The sequence below is a fragment of the Enterobacter sp. BNK-29 genome, from assembly GCF_048684785.1.
GTDB lineage: Bacteria > Pseudomonadota > Gammaproteobacteria > Enterobacterales > Enterobacteriaceae > Enterobacter > Enterobacter cloacae_M.
This window is the reverse complement of sequence record NZ_JBLQTU010000001.1, coordinates 606990-631846: the sequence shown is the minus strand read 5'-3', so window position 1 is coordinate 631846 and position 24857 is coordinate 606990. Positions and strand designations below refer to the sequence as shown.

At 56.2% G+C, this 24857-nt stretch carries 20 protein-coding genes; 9 read left to right on the top strand and 11 right to left on the bottom strand.

Annotated features, from left to right (window positions below; translation table 11 throughout):
• Window positions 1-2: 2 nt before the first annotated feature.
• The 6 genes from ACMGGX_RS02950 to ACMGGX_RS02925 form a co-directional block, all read right to left on the bottom strand.
• On the bottom strand, window positions 3-1808 hold the full coding sequence (locus ACMGGX_RS02950; RefSeq protein ID WP_420298021.1) for an extracellular solute-binding protein: 1806 nt from the start codon (window positions 1806-1808) through the stop codon (window positions 3-5).
• 74 nt (window positions 1809-1882) lie between these two features.
• Window positions 1883-3439 carry a cyclic di-GMP phosphodiesterase gene (locus ACMGGX_RS02945; RefSeq protein ID WP_126796664.1) on the bottom strand — a complete coding sequence of 519 codons (1557 nt, stop codon included), beginning with the start codon at window positions 3437-3439 and terminating at the stop codon, window positions 1883-1885.
• 127 nt (window positions 3440-3566) lie between these two features.
• Window positions 3567-4136 carry a bifunctional murein DD-endopeptidase/murein LD-carboxypeptidase gene (gene mepS / locus ACMGGX_RS02940; RefSeq protein ID WP_008500946.1) on the bottom strand — a complete coding sequence of 190 codons (570 nt, stop codon included), beginning with the start codon at window positions 4134-4136 and terminating at the stop codon, window positions 3567-3569.
• Window positions 4137-4563: 427 nt separating this feature from the next.
• Entirely contained in the window at window positions 4564-5265 is a 702-nt protein-coding gene (locus tag ACMGGX_RS02935) for a phosphatase PAP2 family protein (RefSeq protein WP_169815238.1), read from the bottom strand.
• A 33-nt stretch (window positions 5266-5298) separates the two neighbouring features.
• Window positions 5299-6285, bottom strand: a complete 987-nt coding sequence (locus ACMGGX_RS02930) for a CobW family GTP-binding protein (protein WP_181593524.1) — start codon at window positions 6283-6285, stop codon at window positions 5299-5301.
• A 124-nt stretch (window positions 6286-6409) separates the two neighbouring features.
• Window positions 6410-7876: a mannitol dehydrogenase family protein gene (locus tag ACMGGX_RS02925; RefSeq protein WP_181593523.1), complete on the bottom strand. Its 1467-nt coding sequence runs from the start codon at window positions 7874-7876 to the stop codon at window positions 6410-6412.
• A gap of 205 nt (window positions 7877-8081) precedes the next feature.
• Between ACMGGX_RS02925 and uxuA the strand changes: the two genes are divergently transcribed.
• On the top strand, window positions 8082-9272 hold the full coding sequence (uxuA, locus tag ACMGGX_RS02920; RefSeq protein WP_181593522.1) for a mannonate dehydratase: 1191 nt from the start codon (window positions 8082-8084) through the stop codon (window positions 9270-9272).
• 116 nt (window positions 9273-9388) lie between these two features.
• On the opposite strand, the gene yeiP is transcribed toward uxuA, so the two are convergent.
• Complete coding sequence (gene yeiP / locus ACMGGX_RS02915) at window positions 9389-9961, bottom strand: elongation factor P-like protein YeiP (protein WP_008500940.1); 573 nt, start codon at window positions 9959-9961, stop codon at window positions 9389-9391.
• Window positions 9962-10125: 164 nt separating this feature from the next.
• Between yeiP and ACMGGX_RS02910 the strand changes: the two genes are divergently transcribed.
• Entirely contained in the window at window positions 10126-10380 is a 255-nt protein-coding gene (locus ACMGGX_RS02910; protein WP_023312483.1) for a YkgJ family cysteine cluster protein, read from the top strand.
• Here the strand turns inward: ACMGGX_RS02910 and setB are convergent.
• Window positions 10377-11558, bottom strand: a complete 1182-nt coding sequence (setB, locus tag ACMGGX_RS02905; protein ID WP_420298020.1) for a sugar efflux transporter SetB — start codon at window positions 11556-11558, stop codon at window positions 10377-10379. The two genes, ACMGGX_RS02910 and setB, sit on opposite strands and share 4 nt — an antisense overlap.
• Window positions 11559-11919: 361 nt before the next feature.
• Between setB and fruB the strand changes: the two genes are divergently transcribed.
• The 3 genes from fruB to fruA are packed head-to-tail and all read left to right on the top strand — an operon-like array spanning window position 11920 to window position 15690.
• A complete protein-coding gene (gene fruB / locus ACMGGX_RS02900) occupies window positions 11920-13050 on the top strand; it encodes a fused PTS fructose transporter subunit IIA/HPr protein (RefSeq protein WP_032658986.1) in 1131 nt (376 codons plus the stop codon).
• A complete protein-coding gene (gene fruK / locus ACMGGX_RS02895) occupies window positions 13050-13988 on the top strand; it encodes a 1-phosphofructokinase (RefSeq protein WP_008500936.1) in 939 nt (312 codons plus the stop codon). The genes fruB and fruK overlap by 1 nt, the downstream gene beginning before the upstream one ends.
• A 16-nt stretch (window positions 13989-14004) precedes the next feature.
• Window positions 14005-15690, top strand: a complete 1686-nt coding sequence (gene fruA / locus ACMGGX_RS02890) for a PTS fructose transporter subunit IIBC (RefSeq protein WP_420298019.1) — start codon at window positions 14005-14007, stop codon at window positions 15688-15690.
• Between the two features lie 75 nt (window positions 15691-15765).
• Here fruA and nfo read toward each other — a convergent pair whose 3' ends face one another.
• Window positions 15766-16623 carry a deoxyribonuclease IV gene (gene nfo / locus ACMGGX_RS02885; protein ID WP_348561509.1) on the bottom strand — a complete coding sequence of 286 codons (858 nt, stop codon included), beginning with the start codon at window positions 16621-16623 and terminating at the stop codon, window positions 15766-15768.
• 64 nt (window positions 16624-16687) lie between these two features.
• Window positions 16688-17734: a YeiH family protein gene (locus tag ACMGGX_RS02880; RefSeq protein WP_033146035.1), complete on the bottom strand. Its 1047-nt coding sequence runs from the start codon at window positions 17732-17734 to the stop codon at window positions 16688-16690.
• A gap of 97 nt (window positions 17735-17831) precedes the next feature.
• Here ACMGGX_RS02880 and yieE point away from each other — a divergent pair, with 97 nt between their 5' ends.
• From yieE to cirA, 3 genes are all read left to right on the top strand, one after another.
• Window positions 17832-18698, top strand: coding sequence for a DNA-binding transcriptional regulator YeiE (gene yieE / locus ACMGGX_RS02875; RefSeq protein ID WP_023312476.1), 867 nt, complete (start codon window positions 17832-17834; stop codon window positions 18696-18698).
• A 180-nt stretch (window positions 18699-18878) separates the two neighbouring features.
• A complete protein-coding gene (locus tag ACMGGX_RS02870; RefSeq protein ID WP_023312475.1) occupies window positions 18879-20348 on the top strand; it encodes an amino acid permease in 1470 nt (489 codons plus the stop codon).
• 225 nt (window positions 20349-20573) lie between these two features.
• Window positions 20574-22544, top strand: a complete 1971-nt coding sequence (cirA, locus tag ACMGGX_RS02865) for a catecholate siderophore receptor CirA (RefSeq protein WP_348561507.1) — start codon at window positions 20574-20576, stop codon at window positions 22542-22544.
• A gap of 111 nt (window positions 22545-22655) precedes the next feature.
• On the opposite strand, the gene fghA is transcribed toward cirA, so the two are convergent.
• Complete coding sequence (gene fghA, locus ACMGGX_RS02860) at window positions 22656-23483, bottom strand: S-formylglutathione hydrolase (RefSeq protein WP_181593518.1); 828 nt, start codon at window positions 23481-23483, stop codon at window positions 22656-22658.
• A gap of 138 nt (window positions 23484-23621) precedes the next feature.
• Between fghA and ACMGGX_RS02855 the strand changes: the two genes are divergently transcribed.
• The gene (locus ACMGGX_RS02855; RefSeq protein ID WP_039263162.1) at window positions 23622-24770 is read left to right on the top strand and encodes a YbfB/YjiJ family MFS transporter; all 1149 of its coding nucleotides are present in this window, start codon (window positions 23622-23624) and stop codon (window positions 24768-24770) included.
• The last annotated feature ends 87 nt before the right edge of the window (window positions 24771-24857 follow it).

Genomic DNA, 24857 nt, shown 5'->3' with positions numbered 1-24857 from the left:
CCTTATCGCCGCTCAGCGGGAAGTCTGGCGGCTTTGTTAACGTCATACCACCAGGTATCAAAGCCCAGGGAGTAGACAGGGCGCACGGCAGGCACGGAGAACTTGTCCCAGCGCGCAAGGCGATCTTCACCCATATACCACATCGGCAGCATGTAGTAGTTCCAGGTCAGGACCCTGTCGAGGGCGCGCCCGAGCGGCAGGAGCTTTTCTTTATCCCCCTGCGCCGCCACTATTTTCGCAATCAGCGCGTCAATCGCCAGGCTTTTTACCCCCGGCGCATTGTAGGAGGAATCGATGTAGCTGGAGGCCCAGGAAATTTGCAGGTCCGAGCTGGGCCACGGCTGGGCGGGCCACAGGCGCTGCATCATGTCGTAATCACGGCTGCGCATGCGGCTGGTGATCTGCGCGTTATCGACCTGGCGAATGTTCATGGTCACGCCCAGCCGCTCAAGGTTGTGCTTAAACGGCAGTACCCACTGATCGTTGCCCCCGGACGAGAGCAGCAGCTCAAAGCTGAGAGGCTTGCCCGTTTTGGCATCCACACGCTTTTGATTTTTCAGGTGCCAGCCCGCGTCATCCAGCAGCTTGCTGGCTTTCAGCAGGTTGTCGCGGTCGTAACCGTCACCGTTCGACGCGGGCGGCTGAAACACGGTGGTGAACACCTGCGGCGGCAGCTCCGCTTTCAGCGGCGCCAGCAGAGCCAGCTCGTCGGCTTTCGGGTAATCGCGCGCGGCATATTCGGTGTTCTGGAAATAGCTGTTTGCGCGGCTGTAAGCCCCGTAAAACAACGCTTTGTTCATCCACTCAAAATCAAAGGCCAGGGAAATGGCTTTGCGCACCCGGCGGTCATTAAATACCGGACGCTGAATATTAAACGCCAGCCAGCGGGTGTCCTGGGCAGACTCATTTTTGTGCTCGTCTTTGACGATATAGCCTTTGGCGAAATTTTTGCCGATATAGCGGGTCGCCCAGTTTTTGGCGCTGCTTTCTACGCGTAAATCGAAGGCGCCGGCTTTGAACGCTTCAAACGCCACGTTATCGTCGAGGTAGTAATCATAGCGAAGGGTGTCGAAATTCCAGCGCCCGCGGTTTACCGGCAGGTCTGCCGCCCAGTAGTCTTTCACGCGAGAGTAAACGACATATTGCCCCATGCGCCAGTCGGTGATGCGGTATGGGCCGCCTGCCAGCGGCGGCGTGGAAAGCGGGTCGCTTAGCTTATGATTTTTCCAGAACGATTCAGGCATTACCGGCAGCGAGAACAGGCTAAGCATGTTCTCTTTGTTCGGTTCGCTCAGCTCGATGCGCACGGTGAGCGGCGCGATGGCTCTGACGGAAGCCCCTTTATACACGATGCGGAACTGGGGGACGCCTTCGGTCATGAATTTATGGAAGGTGAACGCCACGTCGCTGGCCTTCACCGGCGTACCGTCGTGAAAACGTGCTCGCGGATTCAGCGAGATTTCCGCCCAGGCGAAGTTATCGGCATAACGCACGTTCTCGGCAATCAGCGGATAGTAGCTGCCAGGCTCATCATCCGACGTGACGAAGAGCGTATCGTAAAGCGATTCCGTTCGCGCGGCCGCCACGCCGCGCAGGGCGAAGCGGTTGAAGTTGTCGAATGTTCCCGTGGCGGAAAGCGTGACCTTTCCGCCCTTCGGCGCGGCAGGGTTAACGTAATCGAAGTGCGTAAAATTGACCGCATATTTCGGCTCGCCAATCACCGCGAAGGCGATATTTTCTTTGATGGCTTGCGCCTGGCTGGACAGGCTCGTTAGTGCCAACATCAGCAACATGAAGCGCATAAGCATCTCGCGGCGGCTCCCTCTTTTACAGTCCGACTCGGTTAAGCTGAATAATAAGTGACGTCACGGGCAATGTGAAATTAATCACCCCCGGGCGAAATATCAGGCCGCCATTCGCGGAACTGCGCCAGCGGCATCGGGCGGCTAATCCAGTATCCCTGCAGGAAATTAACGCCGTGTTCGCGTAGCCAGGCGGCCTGTTCCGGCGTTTCCACCCCTTCGGCGACGGTCGACATATTCAGTCGTCTTGCCAGCGTCAGAACGGCATCCAGCACCGGCGACGTCACGGTCTCAGTGCCAATTGCATTAACAAAGCCGCGGTCGATCTTGAGATAGTCCATGGTGAAATGCTCAAGATAAATCAGCGCGCTGTGGCCGGTGCCAAAATCATCAATGGCTATCTCAAACCCTTCGTTGTGTAGCCATTCGAAGAGGCTGTTGGCTTCCCGATGATTGAGCATGTCGCGTTCGGTAATTTCCAGCACGATCTGGAAGTAATCCTGCGGCAGTAGCGCTTTGAAGGTGCGCATATCGTCTTTGAAGCTTTCTGCATGCAGATGCCCCGGCGCAATGTTGATGCCCACCTTTGCTCCCGGAGGTAACAGCGTTTGTAACACGGGCGCATCGTGAATGATAAGGTCAAAGAGATGCAGCGTCAGCGGGACAATCAGCTTCTGCGCTTCGGCAAAGTTGATAAACGCGTCCGGCGGAATTTCCCCCATCGTCGGGTGTTTCCAGCGCATCAGCACTTCAAGCCCGGTCATCTGGAGCGATTTAGCATCGACGACGGGCTGATAAACCACATAAAACTGACCGCGCTTAATCGCGCTTAAAATCTCTTTACCCGGGTTGAGGCGAATGCTGAGGATATAGTAGTTGAGCGATCCGGCACAAATGCCGCATACCAGCCCGAAGAACAGGGCATAGAGAATTTCATCGCTGGTCCATGCGTCAGCATACAGGTTGATGGTCAGGGGAACGTCTTTCAGCGTCGCGGTACGGGCCGGCGTTTCATGTAAATCATGCGCAAGCACCAGCGTGCTGGACCGCGTTGACAGCGCATGATCGCCAATAATGATGGCAATGCCGGCAAATTCGTCCTGGCGCGCGGTGTAGAGCAGATAAGGCGTCAGATTGAGATTCACCGAGGTGAACACGCCGCCGTCCTTCACTAGCGGGTTACGGTACCAAATGGCAATCGCGGGCTTGTTGGGCAACATGGGGGTGCCTGGAAGTAACGCCATATCAATCTGTTTGTCGATGTGCAGCTCGGGGATCAGCTCCTCCATGGGGACATTCATCGGCCCCGTGGCAGAAGAGCAGAACGCCATTTTGTCTCTGACCAGCAGGAATGCGCGAACGTTAACGCTAAAGGCAGCGCGCGAGGTAAGTTCCTGATTGACGTCGTGACAACTGTTTAACGTGAGCGGCTGGAGCACATCGATAGAATTTTTTAACTCATCGAAATAGCTCTCCATATAGATGCTCACATCGTGGATCAGGGTGTCGAATTTGACTTCCCGCTTGTGGTAGCTCCAGAAAAATTGCAACGAACCCAGGAGCAGGGCGGCGATCAGGCCTGTGATGATGCTGAGGATCAGTATTTTGCGATTGCTGGAGAAATAGCGGGTGAACATAGACGTCGTGATTCCTGAAATGCCGCTGGATGTATTCAGTGTAACGGGCAAAAAAAAACACTGCCGAAGCAGTGCTTTTTTTCATCATATCGCCAGCCAAGGGATAACCAACGATACGATAGTCATATTAACTGCGGGTCAGTACGCGGCGTGCTTCGTTGTAGCGCTTCTTCCAGTACGGTTCATTCATGCTGGAAATGGTCACACCGCTGCTGGTGGAGGCATGTACAAACTGGTCATTACCAATGTAGATGCCAACATGTCGACCTGTAGAACCGGCACGGAACAGGACTAAATCACCGGTGCGCAGTTTGGTTCGTGAAATCGACTTGCCCATCTCCTGCTGTTCATAGGTTGAACGCGGAAGATCTAACCCAAATTGCTCACGGAACGTACGCTGTACAAAACCGGAACAATCAATACCTGTTTTTGTGCTGCCGCCAAGACGATAGCGCACGCCTTTCCAGTCAGCATACTGGTCCATAATGCGGGACTTCACGTCCAGATTACGTACCATATTTTCAAATTCATCCTGAGAGGCTTGCAGTGACGAGGAATCTTCCATTCCCACAACACGCGTCTCAGGATGCATATTCTTTGCGGTGTTCGATGTACTACATGCAGACAACAGTACCGCGACTGCTATCGCCGGTATCCCCCGTAAGATATATCTCAGAAACGGTTGAGATTTGACCATTTTGTTTATTATCCCTTGAAGTCCTTAACGACAAATATCGTTATAAAAATGCCAAACGTGACGAGACTAATTATCTGTTCACATTGAGACAATTCTTTCTGGTCACATTTGTGGCACAGCGCACAAAATTATTCGCCAGTGAAATAATTATCTCTATGGGGCAAAACGAGTTCGAGATTAACCGATTGCCTGGGGTATTGCGAGAAAAAAAAGCCTTTTTTTTATAAGAAAATGTGATACAGAAAGTAAAAACATAGAATTGCTCAAAATAGCGACGGATCCGCTGCGCCAGTATGCAATTGCTTCATTTTTATCATGAATATGATGACGAGAATATGACAGTGGGGAAAGATCGCGGCGACAACGCTATCAGGGATCATGTCGATCCCTGATAGCTCACGTTAATTTAGGTTAGTTATTTGTTTAATTATTGTTGCGCCCTGCCGGGAAGATAGCGATCGAACAGCGCTATTATCCTGTCGCTCAGTGGGGTCATTAAACACCACGGCAGCGCAATCAGCGCCACGGAGAGCGAACCGACGGCAATATCGGTAAACCAGTGAGCGCCAATCATTACGCGCGGGAAGGCAAAAACCACAAAAATAATCAGGGCTATGGCAAAGGCTTTTCTGCCAAAATAGCGAAGCATAATTGCGGAAAAAATAAGCAGCATCATACCGTGATCGCCGGGGAAACTGTCCTTCGACGCATCTTTTGTTGGAATATGCAGCAGCTCGCTGACGCGGTAAATATCGGTGAAGAATAGCGTTGGGCTTGAGCGCTTAACCGGAATAATCGCGGTTGCCAGCTGGTTAATGGCGACGGCAAACAGCAGCATTACCAGACCGATAATGAGAATCCGCCGACGCCCGGCTTTATCCTCTTTCAGCCAGAAAGAGAGCATCAGGCAGCCCATGGCCAGCAGCGAGAAGCCGTCGAAGGCGCGGTTGTTGGTAATCGCCACTAGCCACAGGAACGCGTTGCTCTTCACCAGCTCCTGGTTGAAGAAGTGAAAAATGGCAGAATCCAGCGGGAACCAGAAACCATGATCCGCCGGGATATACCAGGAGAAGAAAAGCGCCAGACCGGCGACATTAAGCAGTAATATCAGGGGAAATCGAGTTGTCATAACGTTCTGCATAGAGTGAAAACTGGGGCAACGTTAGCCGCCCGAACTTAAACGAATCCTCAACAGGCTGGACTGGAGGGCATTCCAGTCGGCGTTAACCGCACTAATTAACTCTATTCGGCTGTCAGGCGGCGCCACATTTTGCGTTTCAATAAAGAAATCGTCACCCTGACGGTTGATCCGCACCAGCCCGTCTGGGGTGCGCATGATCCCTTTCACGCGATCGACGGGAGCAAGTCGGGCCCACTCCAGGATCCCAATGGTGTCAAAAACGGTTTCAGCATCAAATATCCATCCGCAGGCCTGATATCCCTGGCCGCTGTTCAGGTTACGACGCCAGCGCTGATGTTCCGGCAGGCTGAGAGCAGCTAAACCCTGCTTAACCGGATGACTGTGCGAATGATCCGCACTGGCAGGCAGCTCGGCGAGGTTCAGACGAGGAAGATCAAGCAGGGCGCTATCAATATTCCCCTGTGTGGCCTGCACCCGCGTGCGGTTGCCGCCGAAATGTTGCCACCATGCGTCCAGCGCGGCCTGGCTTTCAGGCGTGGCGCGATCTGCTTTATTCGCGACAATAACGTCAGCCGAGGCGAGCTGATCGCGGAAATTATCATTGGCCACCGCCTTGTCATCCAGAAGCTGACGCGGATCGAGCAGGCACAGGGTGGCGCGCAGGTCGATCCACGGCTCGTAAACCGGGGCGGTCAGTAAATCGAGGATCTGCTTCGGATGGCCCAGCCCGGTGGGCTCAATCAGCAGGCGGTCGGGTTTGCCCTGACGCAGCAGCGTATTGAGCCCGACCTGCATCGGCAGGCCATTGACGCAGCACATGCACCCGCCGGGGATCTCTTTAATCATCGAGCCGCTGGATGACAGCAACGCGCCGTCAATGCCCACCTCGCCAAATTCATTGACCAGCACGGCCCATTTCTCGGCAGGATCTTTATTCGCCAGCAGGTGGAGAATTGAGGTGGTTTTACCGCTGCCGAGAAAACCGGTGATGAGGTTGGTTTTGGTCACGTGCGCTCCAGATGAGAATGGTGATGCTATAACACTATTCTCTCTATCCTGGCGAAAAATGTGACCGGTGAGAAGGGAAAGGGCGAACGGAGAACTCATCCGTTCGCGTTAAGGGCAATAATCGTTAAACATTTAACGTTTCGATAACAGCCTGACGCGCGCCGTGGCGGGTGATGCGCTGGTATGCCTGGCTGACAGCCTCCACAAACGCGCTGTTTTGCGCGAGATCGTGACCAAAGACCTCGCTCAGCCCCAGCAGGGCGTTAACGCGCTCGGCGTCGCTGCTGGCATTGACCATCGTGCGAATTTTATCGCTGAGGGGATCGCGAACGTCAATCGCGTTGCCACGATCGTCGGTACCGCTGACGTAGCGTATCCAGCCGGCCACGCCCAGAGCCAGCAGCGACCACGGTGTATTTCGCTCAAGATGAACGCGGATCCCGTCAAGCATTCTCTGGGGCAGCTTCTGGCTACCGTCCATCGCGATTTGCCAGGTCCGATGCTGGAGTGCCGGGTTGGCAAAGCGCTCCAGCAGGCTATCTGCGTAGGCGGTGAGGTCGACATCCTTAATGCGTAACGTGGGCGCCTGCTCGTCCAGCATCAGCCGACGGGCGGCTTCGCGGAACGCAGCGTCCTCCATGCATTCATTAATATGGGCGTAGCCCGCGAGGTACCCCAAATACGCCAGGAAAGAGTGGCTGCCGTTGAGCATGCGCAATTTCATCTGCTCCCAGGGCAGAACATCCTGCACCATCTGAACGCCGGCGACTTCCCACTCCGGACGGCCGGCGACAAAATTATCTTCCACCACCCACTGAATAAACGGTTCACAGCTGATGGCGCACGGATCTTCAACGCCGAGCGCGTCGGTGATTTCCGCCAGTGAGGCGTCCGTCGCGGCGGGAACAATTCTGTCGACCATCGTCCCCGGGAAGCTCACGTGGCTATCAATCCATTCAGAAAGCGCTGCAGAACGCTTTTGCGCCATGCCCAGCACCGCGTTTTTCACTACGTGCCCGTTATCAGGGATATTGTCGCAGGAGAGCACGGTAAACGCAGGCAAGCCGCGCTCGCGGCGGCGGTGGAGCGCTTCGACCAGGATCCCGGGGGCGGAATGTGGCTCTGAGGGATTCTCAAGATCGTGGATTATCCGGGCGTTGTGCAGATCGAGTTTCCCGGTCGCGGGATCGATGCAATAGCCTTTCTCCGTGATGGTGAGCGACACAATAGCGACCTGAGGCTCGCAAAATTTCTCAACAATGGCGGGCAGAGAGTCCAGCTTTGCGTTCAGGCATTCATGGACGGCGCCGACGATAATCGCCTCATTGCCTTCTGCCCCTTTCTCCAGCACGGTGAACAGGTGATCCTGCGCGCGCAGCTGGCTCATCAGCACGTCGCCGCTGAAGAGGCTAATCTCACAAATACCCCAGTCGCCGCCTTTTTCATTCAGCACCCGATTTGTTAACAATGCCTGGTGCGCACGGTGGAACGCGCCAAAGCCAAAATGGACGATGCGGGAGCGTAATTGCGCGCGATCGTAGCGAGGTTGCTGAACCCGGGCAGGAAGGGCGGTGGAGGCAATTGTCTTCATGAGATACACACCTGATTAACCATTAATTAACAATGCCAGTGTAAAGTTATATGACAGCAAATAAAATTGGTGAGCCGTAAATATCCCCGTTCTGTGAGTTTGATCAATCAATGTGAGGCGGTATATTGACCCTTGGCGGCAAACATGTATGGTAGTCGTCATTGCGGTAACGAATATTGGTATAACAACTTAAGAGGGTGAGGCAATGGAACAAACCTGGCGTTGGTACGGGCCGAACGATCCGGTTTCTCTTGATGATGTGCGCCAGGCTGGCGCAACGGGTGTCGTCACGGCGCTGCATCATATTCCTAACGGTCAGGTATGGCCGGTTGAAGAAATTCAACAGCGTCAGGCGCTGCTGGCGGAGAAGGGGTTAACCTGGTCTGTGGTAGAGAGCATCCCGGTTCACGAAGACATCAAAACCCATTCCGGGGAGTACCAGACCTGGATTGCTAACTATCAGCAGAGCATTCGCAACCTGGCGGCCTGCGGCATTGATACGGTTTGCTATAACTTCATGCCCATCCTCGACTGGACGCGTACCGACCTTGAATATCAGATGCCGGACGGCTCGAAAGCCCTGCGTTTCGACCAGATCGCCTTCGCGGCGTTTGAGCTGCACATTCTGAAACGTCCTGGCGCCGAAGCGGATTACACCGCGGAAGAGCAGCAGCAGGCGCTCGAATGGTTCAATGCAGCCAGAGACGCGGACATCGAAAAGCTGACCCGTAATATTATTGCGGGCCTGCCGGGAGCTGAAGAGGGGTATACGCTGGATCAGTTCCGCGCGCGCCTGGCGGAATACGGCGATATTGATAAGCAGCAGCTGCGTGAAAACATGGCGTATTTCCTGCGCGCTATCGTGCCGGTTGCTGAAGAGGCAGGTGTACGCCTAGCCGTGCATCCGGACGATCCACCGCGTCCTATCCTCGGCCTGCCGCGTATCGTTTCCACCCTTGAAGATATGCAGTGGCTGAAAGAGACGGTAAACAGCATCTATAACGGCTTTACCATGTGTACCGGCTCCTACGGCGTACGCGCGGATAACGACCTGGTGCGGATGATTGAAACCTTTGGCGATCGCATTCATTTCACGCACTTGCGTGCGACCTGCCGCGAAGAGAACCCAAAAACCTTCCACGAGGCGGCGCACCTGGGCGGCGATGTGAATATGGTGGCGGTGGTAGACGCCATTCTGGCGGAAGAGGCGCGTCGCAAGCAGGCGGGCGATGTGCGGCCTATTCCGTTCCGTCCGGATCACGGCCACCAGATGCTGGACGATCTGCGTAAGAAAACCAACCCGGGCTATTCGGCGATTGGCCGTCTTAAAGGGATGGCGGAAGTGCGCGGCGTTGAGCTGGCGCTGAAGATGACGAAGTATCCGGAGCTTCTGTAAGCGCTGTAGCCCGGTGGCGCTACGCTTACCGGGCTACAAAAAAACCGGCCTAAGAGCCGGTTTTTGTGTTTTTGTCGGTCGGGTAAGGCGAAGCCGCCACCCGACAAATGCCGCAATCAGTCGGCGCGACCCATATAGCGTTTTTCTTCGATATGGATGCGGATCTTCTCGCCAGCGGAGAGGTATTCCGGCACCTGCACAACCAGGCCGGTGGTCAGGGTAGCCGGTTTGTTGCGTGCACTTGCTGATGCGCCTTTGATACCTGGTGCGGTTTCCACGATTTCCAGATCGACGGTCTGAGGCAGCTCCAGCGCCAGCAGCACGCCGTCCCAGGTCAGGACCTGCATGTCAGGCATGCCGCCTTCAGGGATGAACAGCAGCTCTTCTTCAATCTGATCTTTGGTGAAGATGTACGGGGTGTAATCTTCTTTGTCCATGAACACGTATTCGTTGCCGTCGATGTAGGAGAAATCAACGTAGCGACGGGTCAGGGTCACGGTATCGACGATATCGTCACCTTTAAAGCGCTCTTCCACCTTCAGGCCGGTACGCACATCGGCGAAACGCATTTTGTACAGCGTTGCTGCACCACGGGCGCTCGGGGCCTGAATGTCGATATCTTTCACAATCAGCAGTTTGCCGTTGTAATTCAGCACCATACCTTTCTTAATTTCGTTCGCTCTTGGCATTGCAGTAATCCTGTTTACGGGAGGTAAAAAATATCGCGCCAAATTACTCGCGCGCGGCCTTTCAGGCAAGAGGAATTCGTGGCTTTTGCTATCAATACGCAAAAGGTGTTACTGTGCGCGCGATGCCCGACTGCGCGGGCGATCGTCAGCGAAAGAGAGCATTTATGGATTGCCGTCCCGATTGTGGCGCGTGCTGTACTGCACCGTCCATTTCAAGCCCCATTCCAGGAATGCCGGAGGGCAAGCCTGCCAATACCCGCTGTGTTCAGCTCTCGGAAACGAACCTGTGCATGATCTTTGGCTCACCGCTGCGCCCGAAAGTGTGCTCCGGGCTTCAGCCCACTGCCGAAATGTGTGGCAGCACGCGAGGGCAGGCGATGACGTACCTTCTTGAACTGGAAGCGCTCACCGCGCCCTAAACGTCTTTAATCCTCGCCAGACAGCCGATCGTCAGCGTACACATCACCAGCGCAATCCAGAACACCGTGTGATAGTTCCAGATTTCGGCAACGACACCGGCCATTGAGCCCGCGATAATCCAGCCCACGCGGGTGGTATTAGTATAAAGGGTGGTGGCAGAGCCTGCCTGGCCCGGCATCAGATCCTGGAAATAAAGCATGCCTATCCCGGCGAGAATGCCAATATAGATGGCGTTCAGCAGCTGTAAAGCCAGCAACAGCCCCGGCGTATGTACCGTCAGCATACCGACATAGAACAGCAGACCGGCGATGGCGGCGATGCGCATTAAAAAACGCTTTCCGAAGCGCTTTGCGTAATAGCCCGCAATGAGCATCGTCGGGATCTCAAGCCCGGCCGCGGTGCCCATCATGATGCCCGCCAGCTTCTCCGACAGGTGCAGTTCATCAATAATAAACAGCGGCATATTGATGATATACAGGCTGTTGGTGCCCCACATCAGCGTGCAGATAACAAACAGGAGCAGGGCGTCGCGGCGGTTGCGGCGCGGCGCTTCCAGCACGCACGTTGCCACTTTCTGCTCTTTGCGCATGGACGGCAGGAAGAACCACACCAGCGCGCCGCACACCACAAACGCGACGGCCGCGCTCAGGTACATCACCGTAAAGCCAAAACCCATCGCCAGCGCGTAGGCCAGCGGCGGGCCAATCACCCATGCCAGCGACACCTGAGCACGCAGGACAGAGCTGAACATCACCGCTTCACGTCCGGTATGGTCGGCGTGTTCGCGGGCAAGGGCGAACAGCTGAGGGTTCGCCGTTGAGCCAAAGCTGCTCAGGAATACTCCGACGAAGAGCAGAATGAAATAGTTGCGGTTCCAGGCGAACAGAACGCAGGCCATGACCCCCAGCAGACAGCAGAAAACGATCAGGCTTTTACGATCGCCTTTTCTGTCGGATCGTCCCGCCAGAAACTGGCTGACCAGGATGCCGATGATGGCGCTTCCGGTAAAAAAGAAGCCGACCATTGCCGGGCGGACCTGAACCTCATTTGTCAGAAATAGGCTCAATGTCGGCGTCTGTAACGCACCGGCAATGCCCGTGAAGAAGGCAACAACCAGGAATGCCGCGGAGGTCAAATCAAAGGGCTTCGGCGTGACGGCCGCAGGGGTGTTATGCATGTTTTATAATTAGCGAGTAGCAGAGAGGGGCGGAGTTTACGCCGTCAGCTAAAAAATAAACAGTGGGTGCGGTCAATGATGCCACGATAAATCAAAATGGCATTTCACCTTACGTCCAACCGGGCTGACCTTAGCTGAAACTGTCTTGCTGAACTTCAGCAAAATTCAGCGGAACGAAGAAGAAATGTGCTGTATCTCTAAATTCTGATATCAGAAATACGAGTTTTCTTGCAAGACATTGCAGAAAGCGCAAGACTTTTTGAAACGTTTCAGCGCTATCTTGTTTTAACAAACGGAGCAGGCTAGCGCATTTTTTCTCATTAAAGCTGAAACGATTCAAGTTCAGCAGGAGTGGAGAACCATGTTCCAGTTATCTGTTCAGGATATCCACCCGGGCGCTCAGGCCGGGGATAAAGAAGAGGCTATTCGCCAGGTTGCCGCCGCGCTTGTGCAGGCGGGTAACGTCGCGGACGGCTATGTAAACGGAATGCTGGCCCGCGAGCAGCAGACCTCAACCTTCCTCGGCAATGGCATTGCCATTCCGCACGGCACAACCGACACCCGCGATCAGGTGCTGAAAACCGGCGTTCAGGTTTATCAATTCCCGCAGGGCGTGCTCTGGGGCGACGGTCAGGTGGCGTATGTGGCTATCGGTATCGCGGCCAGCAGCGACGAACACTTAGGCCTGCTGCGTCAGCTGACGCATGTCCTGAGCGATGACGACGTGGCTGAACAGCTGAAGTCCGCGACCACAGCTGAAGAGCTGCGCGCCCTGCTGATGGGCGAAAAACAGAGCGAAGCGCTGAAACTGGATAATGAAACGCTGACGCTGGACGTGGTTGCCTCCGATCTGGTGACGCTGCAGGCGCTGAACGCGGGTCGTCTGAAAGAAGCCGGCGCGGCGGATGCCACGTTTGTGACGCGCGTGATTAACGATAAGCCGTTGAATCTGGGTCAGGGTATCTGGCTGAACGACAGTGCTGAAGGCAACCTGCGCAGCGCTATCGCCGTGAGCCGCGCGGCCAATGCGTTTGACGTGGAAGGTGAGCGTGCGGCCATGCTGGTGACCGTGGCGATGAACGACGATCAGCCGGTTTCCGTGCTGAAGCGTCTGGGCGATCTGCTGCTGAACAACAAAGCTGAAAAACTGCTGAACGCTGATGCCTCCACCGTGCTGGCACTGCTGACCAGTGATGATGCGCCGACCGAAGACGTGCAGACCGCTGAGTTCGTGGTACGCAACGAGCACGGCCTGCATGCCCGTCCGGGCACCATGCTGGTGAATACCATTAAACAATTCGAGAGTGAGATTACCGTGGCGAATCTTGATGGCACGGGCAAACCGGCCAACGGCCGTAGTCTGATGAAAGTTGTCGCGCTGGGCGTGAAGAAAGGACATCGTCTGCGTTTCACCGCACAGGGTGCCGATGCTGAACAGGCGCTGAAAGCGATTGGCGACGCCATCGCGGCGGGTCTGGGGGAGGGCGCATAATGAGCAGACGTGTTGCGACTATTACGCTGAACCCGGCTTATGACCTGGTAGGATTTTGCCCGGAAATTGAGCGCGGCGAAGTCAACCTCGTGCGTACCACTGGCCTGCATGCTGCGGGTAAAGGGATTAACGTCGCGAAAGTGCTCAAGGATCTCGGTATCGACGTCACCGTGGGTGGATTCCTCGGTAAAGATAACCAGGATGGTTTTCAGCAGCTGTTCAGCGAGCTGGGCATTGCCAACCGTTTTCAGGTTGTTCAGGGTCGTACCCGCATCAACGTCAAGCTGACGGAGAAAGACGGTGAAGTGACCGATCTGAACTTCTCTGGCTTCGAAGTGACGCCGTCTGACTGGGAGCGTTTTGTTAACGACTCTCTGACCTGGCTCGGTCAGTTTGACATGGTCTGCGTCAGCGGCAGCCTGCCGTCCGGCGTCAGCCCGGAAGCGTTTACCGACTGGATGACGCGCCTGCGCAGCCAGTGCCCGTGCATCATTTTTGACAGCAGCCGCGACGCGCTGGTTGCGGGTCTGAAAGCCTCTCCGTGGTTGGTGAAGCCGAATCGCCGCGAGCTGGAAATCTGGGCGGGTCGTAAGCTGCCAGAATTAAAAGATGTGATTGACGCTGCCCATGCGCTGCGCGAGCAGGGTATCGCTCACGTGGTGATCTCTCTTGGTGCAGAAGGCGCGCTGTGGGTTAACGCGTCTGGTGAATGGATCGCCAAACCGCCGTCAATGGAAGTTGTCAGCACCGTTGGCGCAGGGGATTCCATGGTTGGCGGCCTGATTTATGGTCTGCTGATGCGTGAATCCAGTGAACATACTTTACGTCTTGCCACCGCCGTTGCTGCTCTGGCCGTAAGCCAGAGCAATGTCGGCATTACCGATCGTACCCAGTTAGCCGCGATGATGGCGCGCGTTGACTTAAAACCTTTTAACTAACAGCAGGAGAGGAATAATGAAAACGCTGCTGATCATTGACTCCGGTCTCGGACAGGCCCGCGCCTATATGGCGAAGACCTTGCTGGGCGCGGCGGCACAAAAAGCACATCTGGACATTATCGATAATCCAGGCGATGCAGAACTGGCCATTGTACTGGGCGACAAAATCCCGGCTGACAGTGCGCTGAACGGCAAAAAAGTGTGGCTGGGCGATATTAATCGCGCGGTGGCACACCCGGAACTGTTCCTGAGCGAAGCGAAAGGGCACGCGTCTGTCTACAGCGCGCCTGTCGCGACGGCACCGGCTGCGGCCACGGGTCCGAAACGCGTTGTTGCGGTGACGGCCTGCCCTACGGGCGTGGCTCACACCTTTATGGCAGCTGAAGCCATTGAAACCGAAGCGAAAAAACGCGGCTGGTGGGTAAAAGTTGAAACGCGCGGCTCCGTCGGTGCCGGCAACGCTATCACCCCTGAAGAAGTGGCTGAGGCCGATCTGGTGATCGTGGCGGCGGATATCGAAGTGGACCTGGCAAAATTTGCCGGTAAGCCAATGTACCGTACGTCTACCGGCCTGGCGTTGAAAAAGACCGCGCAGGAGTTTGATAAAGCGCTGGTGGAAGCGAAGCCGTATCAGGCAACCGGCGCGCGTCAAACCGCGACGGAAGGTAAGAAAGAGTCTGCAGGCGCATATCGCCATCTGTTGACCGGCGTGTCTTACATGCTGCCGATGGTGGTTGCGGGTGGTCTGTGTATTGCCCTTTCGTTCGCATTTGGTATTACCGCCTTTAAAGAGCAAGGCACGCTGGCCGCTGCGTTAATGCAGATTGGCGGCGGTTCCGCGTTCGCGCTGATGGTACCCGTCCTGGCAGGCTTTATTGCCTTCTCCATTGCTGACCGTCCTGGCCTGACGCCGGGCCTTATCGGCGGTATGCTGGCCGTAAGCACCGGTTCTGGCTTTATCGGCGGTATTATCGCGGGCTTCCTGGCCGGTTACGTCGCGAAGCTCATCAGCTCGAAGTTCAAGCTGCCTCAGAGTATGGAAGCGCTGAAGCCGATTCTGATCATCCCGCTGATTTCCAGCCTGGTGGTCGGTCTGGCGATGATTTACCTGATTGGTAAGCCGGTTGCGGGCATCCTGGCGGGTCTGACCCACTGGCTGCAAACCATGGGTACCGCGAACGCGGTTCTGCTGGGCGCAATCCTCGGCGGCATGATGTGTACCGACATGGGTGGTCCGGTGAACAAAGCGGCGTACGCCTTTGGTGTTGGCCTGCTGAGTACCCAGACCTACGCGCCAATGGCAGCCATCATGGCGGCAGGTATGGTGCCTCCTCTGGCGCTCGGCCTGGCGACGATTATTGCCCGTCGTAAGTTCGATAAAGCGCAGCAGGAAGGCGGCAAAGCGGCGCTGGTTCTGGGCTTGTGCTTCATTACCGAAGGGGCGATTCCATTCGCGGCTCGTGACCCAATGCGTGTACTGCCGTGCTGTATCGCGGGTGGTGCAGTGACGGGTGCGATCTCCATGGCGATTGGCGCGAAGCTGATGGCACCACACGGCGGTCTGTTTGTCCTGCTGATCCCAGGCGCAATCACCCCGGTCCTGGGCTACCTGCTGGCCATCGTTGCCGGTACGCTGGTGGCGGGTCTGTCATACGCGGTGCTGAAACGTCCTGAAGCGGAAGTTGTGGCGAAAGCAGCGTAAACAAGGTGTCGGGTGGCGGCTTCGCCTTACCCGACCTACAAAAAAAGCCGGGTTGCATTATGCACCCGGCTTTTTTTATGCCGCCTGTTCAGCGGTTTGCTGTGCCTTCAGCCAGGCAATCTCTTCTGCCCAGATGTCCGGATTGATGGTTTCCAGCACCATCGGAATACCGTCGAAGCGGACGTCCTGCATAATGAAGCGGAACGCATCGTGGCCGATGTTGCCTTCGCCCAGGCTGTGGTGGCGGTCAACGCGGCTGCCAAAGGCGCTTTTCGCATCGTTCAGGTGCATTCCGCGCAGGTACTTAAAGCCCACAATGCGCTCGAACTCATCGAACGTGTTTTTCGTTGCCTCGGTGGTGCGCAGGTCATAGCCGGCGGCAAACGCGTGGCAGGTATCAATGCATACGCCAACGCGGGATTTATCCTCCACGCCGTCGATAATCGCCGCCAGATGTTCGAACCTAAAGCCGAGGTTGCTGCCCTGACCGGCGGTGTTCTCAATCACCGCGGTGACGCCTTTGGTCTTGTCCAGCGTGATGTTGATGGATTCGGCAATGCGCGCCAGGCAGGCATCTTCATCGATTTGCATCAGATGGCTGCCCGGATGGAAGTTCAGCAGCGTCAGCCCCAGCTGTTCGCAGCGCTGTACTTCATCAAGAAACGCCTCGCGGGATTTTTCCAGCGCCTCTTCAACCGGGTGACCGAGGTTGATCAGGTAGCTGTCGTGGGGAAGGATCTGGCCTGGCCCGTAGTGATACTTCTCACAGGCGGCTTTGAAATCATCAATCACGTCGGCGGTGAGCGGCGCGGCGCGCCACTGGCGCTGATTTTTGGTGAACAGGGCGAAAGCGGTCGCCTCGATTTCGGCGGCGCGAATGGCGGCATTCGCAAGGCCACCTGCAGCGCTGACGTGCGCTCCAACATATTTCATAAAAAAACTCCTGCTAACCCGAAACGCTTATGATAGCGGGTTAGCAGGAGAAGGACGAGATGGTTTATGCCATCAGGCTATGGACCGCGAGGTTAATCGCACCGCCCCCGACAATCAGCCAGATGAAGAGCACCAGCGCCATCAGCAGCGGTTTGGCACCGGCTTTTTTCAGCGCGCTGACGTGTGTTGTGACCCCCAGTGCCGCCATGGCCATCGCCAGCAGCACGGTATCCAGCGTCACCAGCATATCCACCACCGCTTTCGGCAGCAGGTGGAAGGAGTTAAAGATAGCGACCACGATGAACAGGATCGCAAACCACGGAATGGTGATTTTGCTTTTCTCGCTGCCGCCTGCCGGTGCCAGCTGCTTAACCCGCGCCGCGAGGAAAATCAGGAACGGTGCCAGCATCATCACGCGCAGCATTTTGGCAATCACCGCCGCGTTTTCAGCTTCCGGGTTAATGGCATGCCCTGCCGCAACTACCTGGGCCACTTCGTGCATGGTCGAGCCGATATAGATGCCGTAGGTTTCAGGGCTAAACCAGTGGGCCACCAGCGGATACATCGCCGGGTAGAGGAAGATCGCCAGCGTACCGAAGATCACCACCGTCGCCACCGCCACGGTCACCTTGCTGGCTTCGGCTTTAACGACGGGCTCTGTTGCCAGCACCGCCGCGGCCCCGCAGATACTGCTCCCGGCACCGATCAGCCAGCTGGTTTGCTTATCCAGGCCAAAGACTTTCTGGCCGATAAAGCAGGCCAGTAAAAAGGTGCTAGTCAGGGTCAGGACGTCGATAGCGATTCCGCTCACGCCCACGTCCGCAATCTGCGAAAAGGTGAGACGGAAGCCGTAAAGGATGATCCCGAGACGCAGCAGGTGCTGTTTGGCAAAGATCACGCCGCCGTCGCAGGATTTCCAGATATGTGGGTAAACCGTATTTCCCACGACCATGCCCAGCAAAATGGCCAGCGTCAACGCGCTGAAACCTGCGCCCGCGATAGCCGGGATGCTGCCGCCCCATAATGCTACGGCGGTCACTGCTGCGCTAAGCGCGAGGCCCGGCACGAAGTGCCACACTGTACGATGATGTTGTAGGGTGATTTCTGACATAACCTTCTCCTTTGTCTGGCTAAAGGTTACGGCGCTCTGGCTTAAAAATAAAATTGATTATATACTTATAATCAATCTATATAAGTGGTAAGCAACCATGCACATTACATTGCGTCAGCTGGAAGTGTTTGCCGAGGTGCTGAAAAGCGGTTCGACAACCCAGGCGTCACAAATGCTGGCGCTCTCGCAGTCTGCGGTCAGCGCGGCGTTGACCGATCTTGAAGGGCAGCTGGGCGTGCAGCTGTTCGACAGGGTAGGGAAGCGGCTTGTGGTCAACGAGCACGGTCGTCTTCTTTATCCACGGGCGCTGGCGCTGCTGGAGCAGGCTATCGAAATCGAACAGCTGTTCCGCGAGGACAACGGCGCGATCCGCGTCTATGCCAGCAGCACCATTGGGAACTACATCCTGCCGGAAGTGATTGCCCGCTACCGCCGGGATTTCCCGACCCTGCCGCTGGAGATGAGCGTGGGCAATAGCCAGGACGTTATCAACGCGGTGATCGATTTCCGCGTGGATATCGGCCTCATCGAAGGACCCTGCCATAACGTCGATATCATTGCCGAGCCCTGGCTGGAAGATGAGCTGGTGGTGTTTGCATCCCCGGCCTCATCGTTATTGCAGGGCGAGGTGACGCTGGAGCGCCTGGCGCAGGCGCAGTGGATCCTGCGCGAGCAGGGCTCCGGCACGCGTGAAATTGTCGATTATCTGCTGCTTTCCCATCTGCCACATTTCCAGCTGGGGATGGAGCTGGGGAACTCTGAGGCGATTAAGCACGCGGTGCGTCATGGCCTGGGGATCAGCTGTCTTTCCCGGCGCGTCATTGCCGAACAGCTTGAGACGGGGTCGCTGGTTGAAATCCCGGTTCCGTTGCCGAAGCTGGTGCGCACGCTATGGTGCATCCATCATCGTCAGAAACACCTTTCCAGCTCTCTGCAGCGTTTTCTGCGCTACTGCGCCATTTAACGTTCCCCGGTGGCGCTTCGCTTACCGGGGCTACGCGCGCCTGTCACCCCACATTTTTATGCTTTACTTATAATCCTGGCCGAGTCATGAAGCTCTCTTATAACTGAGTATTTCTGCCGGAAGGAACGCGGATCGTCTGCTACAATCGCGCCTCATTTATTAAATGGACAGCATTTTCATATGGTTTCAGAAATTAAAACCACAGAAGCGCCCACGCTACGTCGTGAACTCAAGGCGCGTCACCTGACGATGATCGCCATTGGCGGCTCAATCGGTACAGGTCTTTTCGTTGCCTCTGGCGCAACGATTTCGGCAGCCGGCCCGGGTGGGGCACTCTTCTCTTATATACTGATTGGCCTGATGGTGTACTTCCTGATGACCAGTCTCGGCGAACTGGCCGCGTACATGCCGGTATCCGGTTCGTTCTCGACCTACGGTCAAAAATACGTTGAAGAAGGCTTCGGCTTCGCGCTGGGCTGGAACTACTGGTACAACTGGGCGGTCACCATCGCCGTTGACCTTGTCGCCGCACAGCTGGTGATGAACTGGTGGTTCCCGGATACGCCAGGCTGGATCTGGAGCGCCCTGTTCCTGGCCGTCATCTTCCTGCTGAACTACATCTCCGTGCGCGGTTTCGGCGAGGCGGAATACTGGTTCTCTTTGATCAAAGTGGCAACCGTCATCATCTTTATCGTCGTCGGTGTGGCGATGATCGTTGGTATTTTCAAAGGCGCAGAACCTGCGGGCTGGAGTAACTGGGCGATAGGCGATGCGCCTTTTGCCGGTGGCCTTTCGGCGATGATTGGCGTGGCGATGATTGTCGGTTTCTCCTTCCAGGGGACCGAGCTGATTGGTATCGCCGCCGGTGAGTCAGAGAACCCGGAGAAAAATATTCCGCGTGCGGTCCGTCAGGTATTCTGGCGTATCCTCCTGTTCTATGTGTTCGCGATCCTGATTATCAGCCTGATCATCCCGTACACCGATCCAAGCCTGCTGCGTAATGACGTTAAAGACATTAGCGTCAGCCCGTTCACGCTGGTCTTCCAGCACGCCGGTCTGCTTTCAGCCGCGGCGGTGATGAACGCCGTTATCCTGACCGCAGTGCTTTCAGCCGGTAACTCCGGGATGTACGCGTCCACCCGTATGCTCTACACGCTGGCATGCGACGGTAAAGCACCGCGTATCTTCGCGAAGCTGTCCCGCGGTGGCGTACCGCGTAACGCGCTCTACGCCACAACGGTGATTGCCGGTCTGTGCTTCCTGACCTCCATGTTTGGCAACCAGACGGTGTACCTGTGGCTGCTTAACACGTCCGGGATGACGGGCTTTATTGCCTGGCTGGGGATTGCTATTAGCCACTACCGTTTCCGCCGCGGTTTCGTCAAGCAGGGTCACGATGTTAACTCTCTGCCGTATCGCTCCGGCTTCTTCCCACTGGGTCCTATTTTCGCCTTCATTCTGTGCCTGATCATTACGCTGGGACAGAACTATGAAGCGTTCCTGGCGGACACCATTGACTGGGGCGCCGTGACGGCGACCTACATTGGTATTCCGCTGTTCCTCGTCATCTGGTTTGGCTACAAGCTGACGAAAGGAACAAAATTCGTTCGCTACAGTGAAATGGAATTCCCGGAACGATTTAAACAATAATCGCATTTCCTCTCTTTTAACCCGCTCATTCGAGCGGGTTTTTTTATGCCCGCATCCTGAAACAAAGATATATTTCTTAACAATTTAATTGATAATAATTATCGTTTGCTTTATCGTTATCAAAAAATAAGCGTGTCACCGACCCACCGCAGATGTGGGCGGCAAGGAAGACGCTGTGAGCAATGATGATTTGATTTAGTTGTATTTACCTCATGGAGATATGGAATGTTTAGGTTGAATCCCTTCGTCAGGGGAGGACTTTGTGCGTCCGCAATGTCCCTGGCCCTGCCTGTTATCGCAGCGGAATCCGGCGACACAATGGTTGTAACGGCCTCCGCGACCGAGCAAAACCTGAAAGACGCACCGGCAAGCATCAGCGTAATTACCCAGGAAGATTTGCAGCGCAAACCCGTTCAGAATCTGAAAGATGTGTTACGGGAGGTGCCGGGCGTTCAGCTCACGAGCGAAGGGGACAACCGTAAAGGGGTAAGTATTCGTGGACTGGACAGCAGCTATACGCTGATCCTGATCGACGGCAAGCGCGTTAACTCGCGTAACGCGGTATTCCGCCATAATGATTTCGACCTCAACTGGGTGCCGGTTGACGCCATCGAACGCATCGAAGTGGTGCGCGGACCGATGTCTTCTCTGTACGGTTCCGATGCGCTGGGCGGCGTGGTGAACATTATCACCAAAAAAATCGGCCAGAAATGGACGGGTACCCTGAGCGCCGATTCCACGATTCAGGAGCACCGCGACCGTGGAGACACGTACAACGGTCAGTTCTATACCAGCGGTCCGCTGGTGGACGGCCTGCTGGGGCTGAAAGCCTACGGTAGCCTCGCGAAGCGTGAGAAAGACGGTCAGCAGAAGTCCTCCACCACGGCGAGCGGTGAAACGCCGCGCATTGAAGGCTTCACCAGCCGCGATGCGAATGTGGAGTTCGCCTGGACACCGTCTGAAAATCACGACTTTACGGCGGGCTACGGCTTCGATCGTCAGGATCGCGACTCGGATTCCCTCGACAAAAACCGCCTTGAGCGTCAGAACTACTCTCTCAGCCACAACGGCCGTTGGGGCGTCGGCAACAGCGAGCTAAAGGTTTACGGCGAAAAGGTGGATAACAAAAACCCCGGCAACAGCAATCCGATCACCTCCGAGAGCAACGCGGTGGACGGAAAATACGTGCTGCCGCTGGGCGAAATCAACCAGCTTCTGACCTTCGGCGGGGAATGGCGTCACGATAAGCTGAAAGATCCGGTCAACCTGACGGGCGGTTCCAGCAGCAGTACCTCGACAAGCCAGTATGCCCTGTTCCTTGAAGATGAGTGGCGTATCTTTGAACCTCTGGCGCTGACCACCGGCATCCGTATGGACGACCATGATACCTACGGTGACCACTGGAGCCCGCGAGCCTATCTGGTTTACAACGCGACCGATACCGTAACGGTGAAAGGGGGCTGGGCCACCGCGTTTAAAGCGCCGTCGCTGCTCCAGCTTAGCCCGGACTGGGTCACCGGCTCGTGTCGCGGTGCCTGTGAGATAGTCGGTAACCCGGATCTGAAACCGGAAACCAGCGAGAGCTTCGAATTCGGTCTGTACTACAGCGGGGAAGAGGGCTGGTTAGAGGGCGTGCAGGCCAGCGTTACCACCTTCCAGAATAACGTGGATGATCGCATCAGCATCAGCCGTACGGCCAATGCAAAACAGGCCCAGGGCTACCCTAACTACGTTGGACTGAATGCGGACGGCGAACCAATTTTCCGCTACTACAACGTTAACAAGGCGCGCATCCGCGGGGTGGAAACCGAGCTAAAATTCCCGCTGGCGGACGACTGGAAAGTGACCCTTAATTATACCTACAACGACGGTCGCGATATCAGCAACGGCGGCAACAAGCCGTTGTCGGATCTGCCGTTCCACACCGCCAACGGTACCGTTGACTGGAAGGCGACGCAGGACTGGTCGTTCTACGTTCAGGGCAACTACACCGGTGAGAAACGCGCGCTGACCAGCAGTGCAGCAACGCCGGGTGGCTATGTCATCTGGAATACCGGCGCCGCGTGGCAGGTAACGAAAGCCGTTAAGCTGCGCGCGGGCGTGCAGAACCTGCTGGATAAAGATCTGAGCCGTGACGATTACAGCTATACGGAAGATGGCCGTCGCTACTTTGTGGGCGTGGATTATAAGTTCTGATGCGGCCAGGGTAAAAGCAAAACGGCAACGTAAGTTGCCGTTTTTAGTGTTTGTTCCCTCTCCCTGTGGGAGAGGGCCAGGGTGAGGGCATCAGAGCGCACGCAGCCGCACTTACTCAAACAAATGCTCCGCATGGAAGCGGAGATGATCCTCAATAAAGGACGCGATGAAGAAATAGCTGTGGTCATACCCCGGCTGGATGCGCAGCGTCAGCGGCCAGTCCTTCTGGCGGGCCGCTTCTGCCAGCACCGCAGGCTGTAGCTGCCCGGCGAGGAACTGATCCGCATCGCCCTGATCGATAAGCATCGGGAGCGCATTTGCCGAGCTGCTGGCCAGCATCAGCGCACAGCTGTCCCATTCCTGCCATTTTGCTTCATCTTCACCCAGATAGTTCGTGAAGGCTTTCTGCCCCCACGGCACCTGCGTTGGGTTAACAATTGGCGAAAATGCCGACACGCTGACGTATTTTCCCGGATTTTTTAGCGCCATGATCAGCGCCCCGTGACCGCCCATAGAATGTCCGCTGATGGCGCAGCGGTCGCTTACCGCAAACCCGGACTGAATCAGCGCGGGCAGCTCGTCGCGAATGTAGTCATACATGCGGTAATGGTACGCCCAGGGCTGCTCGGTCGCATTGAGATAAAACCCGGCGCCTTTACCCAGGTCGTATCCTGCATCGTCGGCTACATCATCGCCACGCGGGCTGGTATCAGGCATCACCAGCGCAATACCCAGCTCGGCGGCAAGTCGCTGCGCGCCCGCTTTGGTGGTGAAGTTTTCGTCGTTGCAGGTCAGGCCTGAAAGCCAGAACAGAACCGGCGGATTTTCCGTCGGCGGCAGGAAAATGCTGAACGTCATCGCACAGTTCAGGACGGTGGAGTCATGCCGCCAGCGCTGCTGTCGACCTTCAAAACAACGGTGCTCTTCGAGCAGTTCCATGCAGGGCTCCTTAATGAGAATGCGTATTCATAAAAACCATAATACAGCCTTTTCATTGACCTGTGAGTAACTTTCACTTTCGCCAGACGGCGAGATGCTGCATCATAAATTTACTTTTCTTTAACAATTGGAGCGGTCATGGCGCTGCGTATTGCGCTCAGTGGGTTTGTCGTTCTGGTGGTGGCGATGGGGATAGGGCGCTTTGCCTTTACGCCTCAGGTACCGCTCATGATTGCTGCCGGACAGCTTACGCTGACCAGCGCGGGTCTGGTGGCGGCGATGAACTATCTGGGCTATCTGGTGGGCGCATGGGATGCAATGCGCGCGCACCGCTTTGTGGAAACGCGCCTCTGGCTTGGCATCACCGGCGCGGTTGCGCTGACGCTGCTCTCCGCGGCGGCGGATAACGCCGTTGTGCACGGCCTGCTGCGCTTCGTTATTGGCTGCATGAGCGGCTGGTCGATGGTACTCATTGCCGCCTGGACCAACGAGCGGCTGGGGCAGCTGGGTAAACCGGGACTGAGTGCCGCCGTGTTTGCCGGACCGGGAGCGGGCATTGCCCTGAGCGGGCTTCTCGCCGTCTATATCCAGGCGAAATCCCTTTCGGCCGGGGCGGCATGGCAAATCTACGGCGTGCTGGCGCTGGTGCTGATTGCGCTTGTGGCGCGCTACCTTCCGCGATCCGGGCAGCTCCATCGCCCCGGCACCGCGCCGGAGCCGCTGGTGCTGACGGCGGATTTAAAGCGCCTGGTCTGGAGCTACAGTCTGGCCGGGTTTGGCTATATCCTCCCGGCGACATTCCTGTCGCAAATGGCGGCGGTGCGTTTTCCCGGCAGCCTGTTTGCCCAGTTTGTCTGGCCGATTTTTGGTATCGCCGCCGTGGTGGGCATTGCGCTCAGTATTCTTTTACGCCACACCTCAACGGCTAACCGCAGGCTGGCTATCGTGCTGTGGTTACAGGGTGCTGGCGTGCTGGCGGCCTGGCTGCTGCCGGGAATTGGTGGTTTGCTGACGGGCGGACTGCTGGTGGGGGGCGGTTTTTTGTGTGCCGTGCAGCTCTCTCTTTTATACGGCCGCGAGCTGGCGCCAAACCACACGCGCTATATGGCAGGCCTGCTCACCACCGGGTATGCGATTGGTCAATTGATTGGCCCGATGACCTCGGCATTATCAACCTGGCTTACCCACCGGCTGGAGCCCGCGCTGGGGCTGGCGGGCGTTGCGCTGTTCGTCGGCGGAGCGCTGGTCTGGAATCGTCACGCTGAAAGGCAACAGCAATTGCAATAATTATCGTCGTGAATACTGGATTATGTGCGCCGCCTCACGCACAATGAGCGCATACTTTTGCCACAACGAGGGCAAAAGACGCCACAC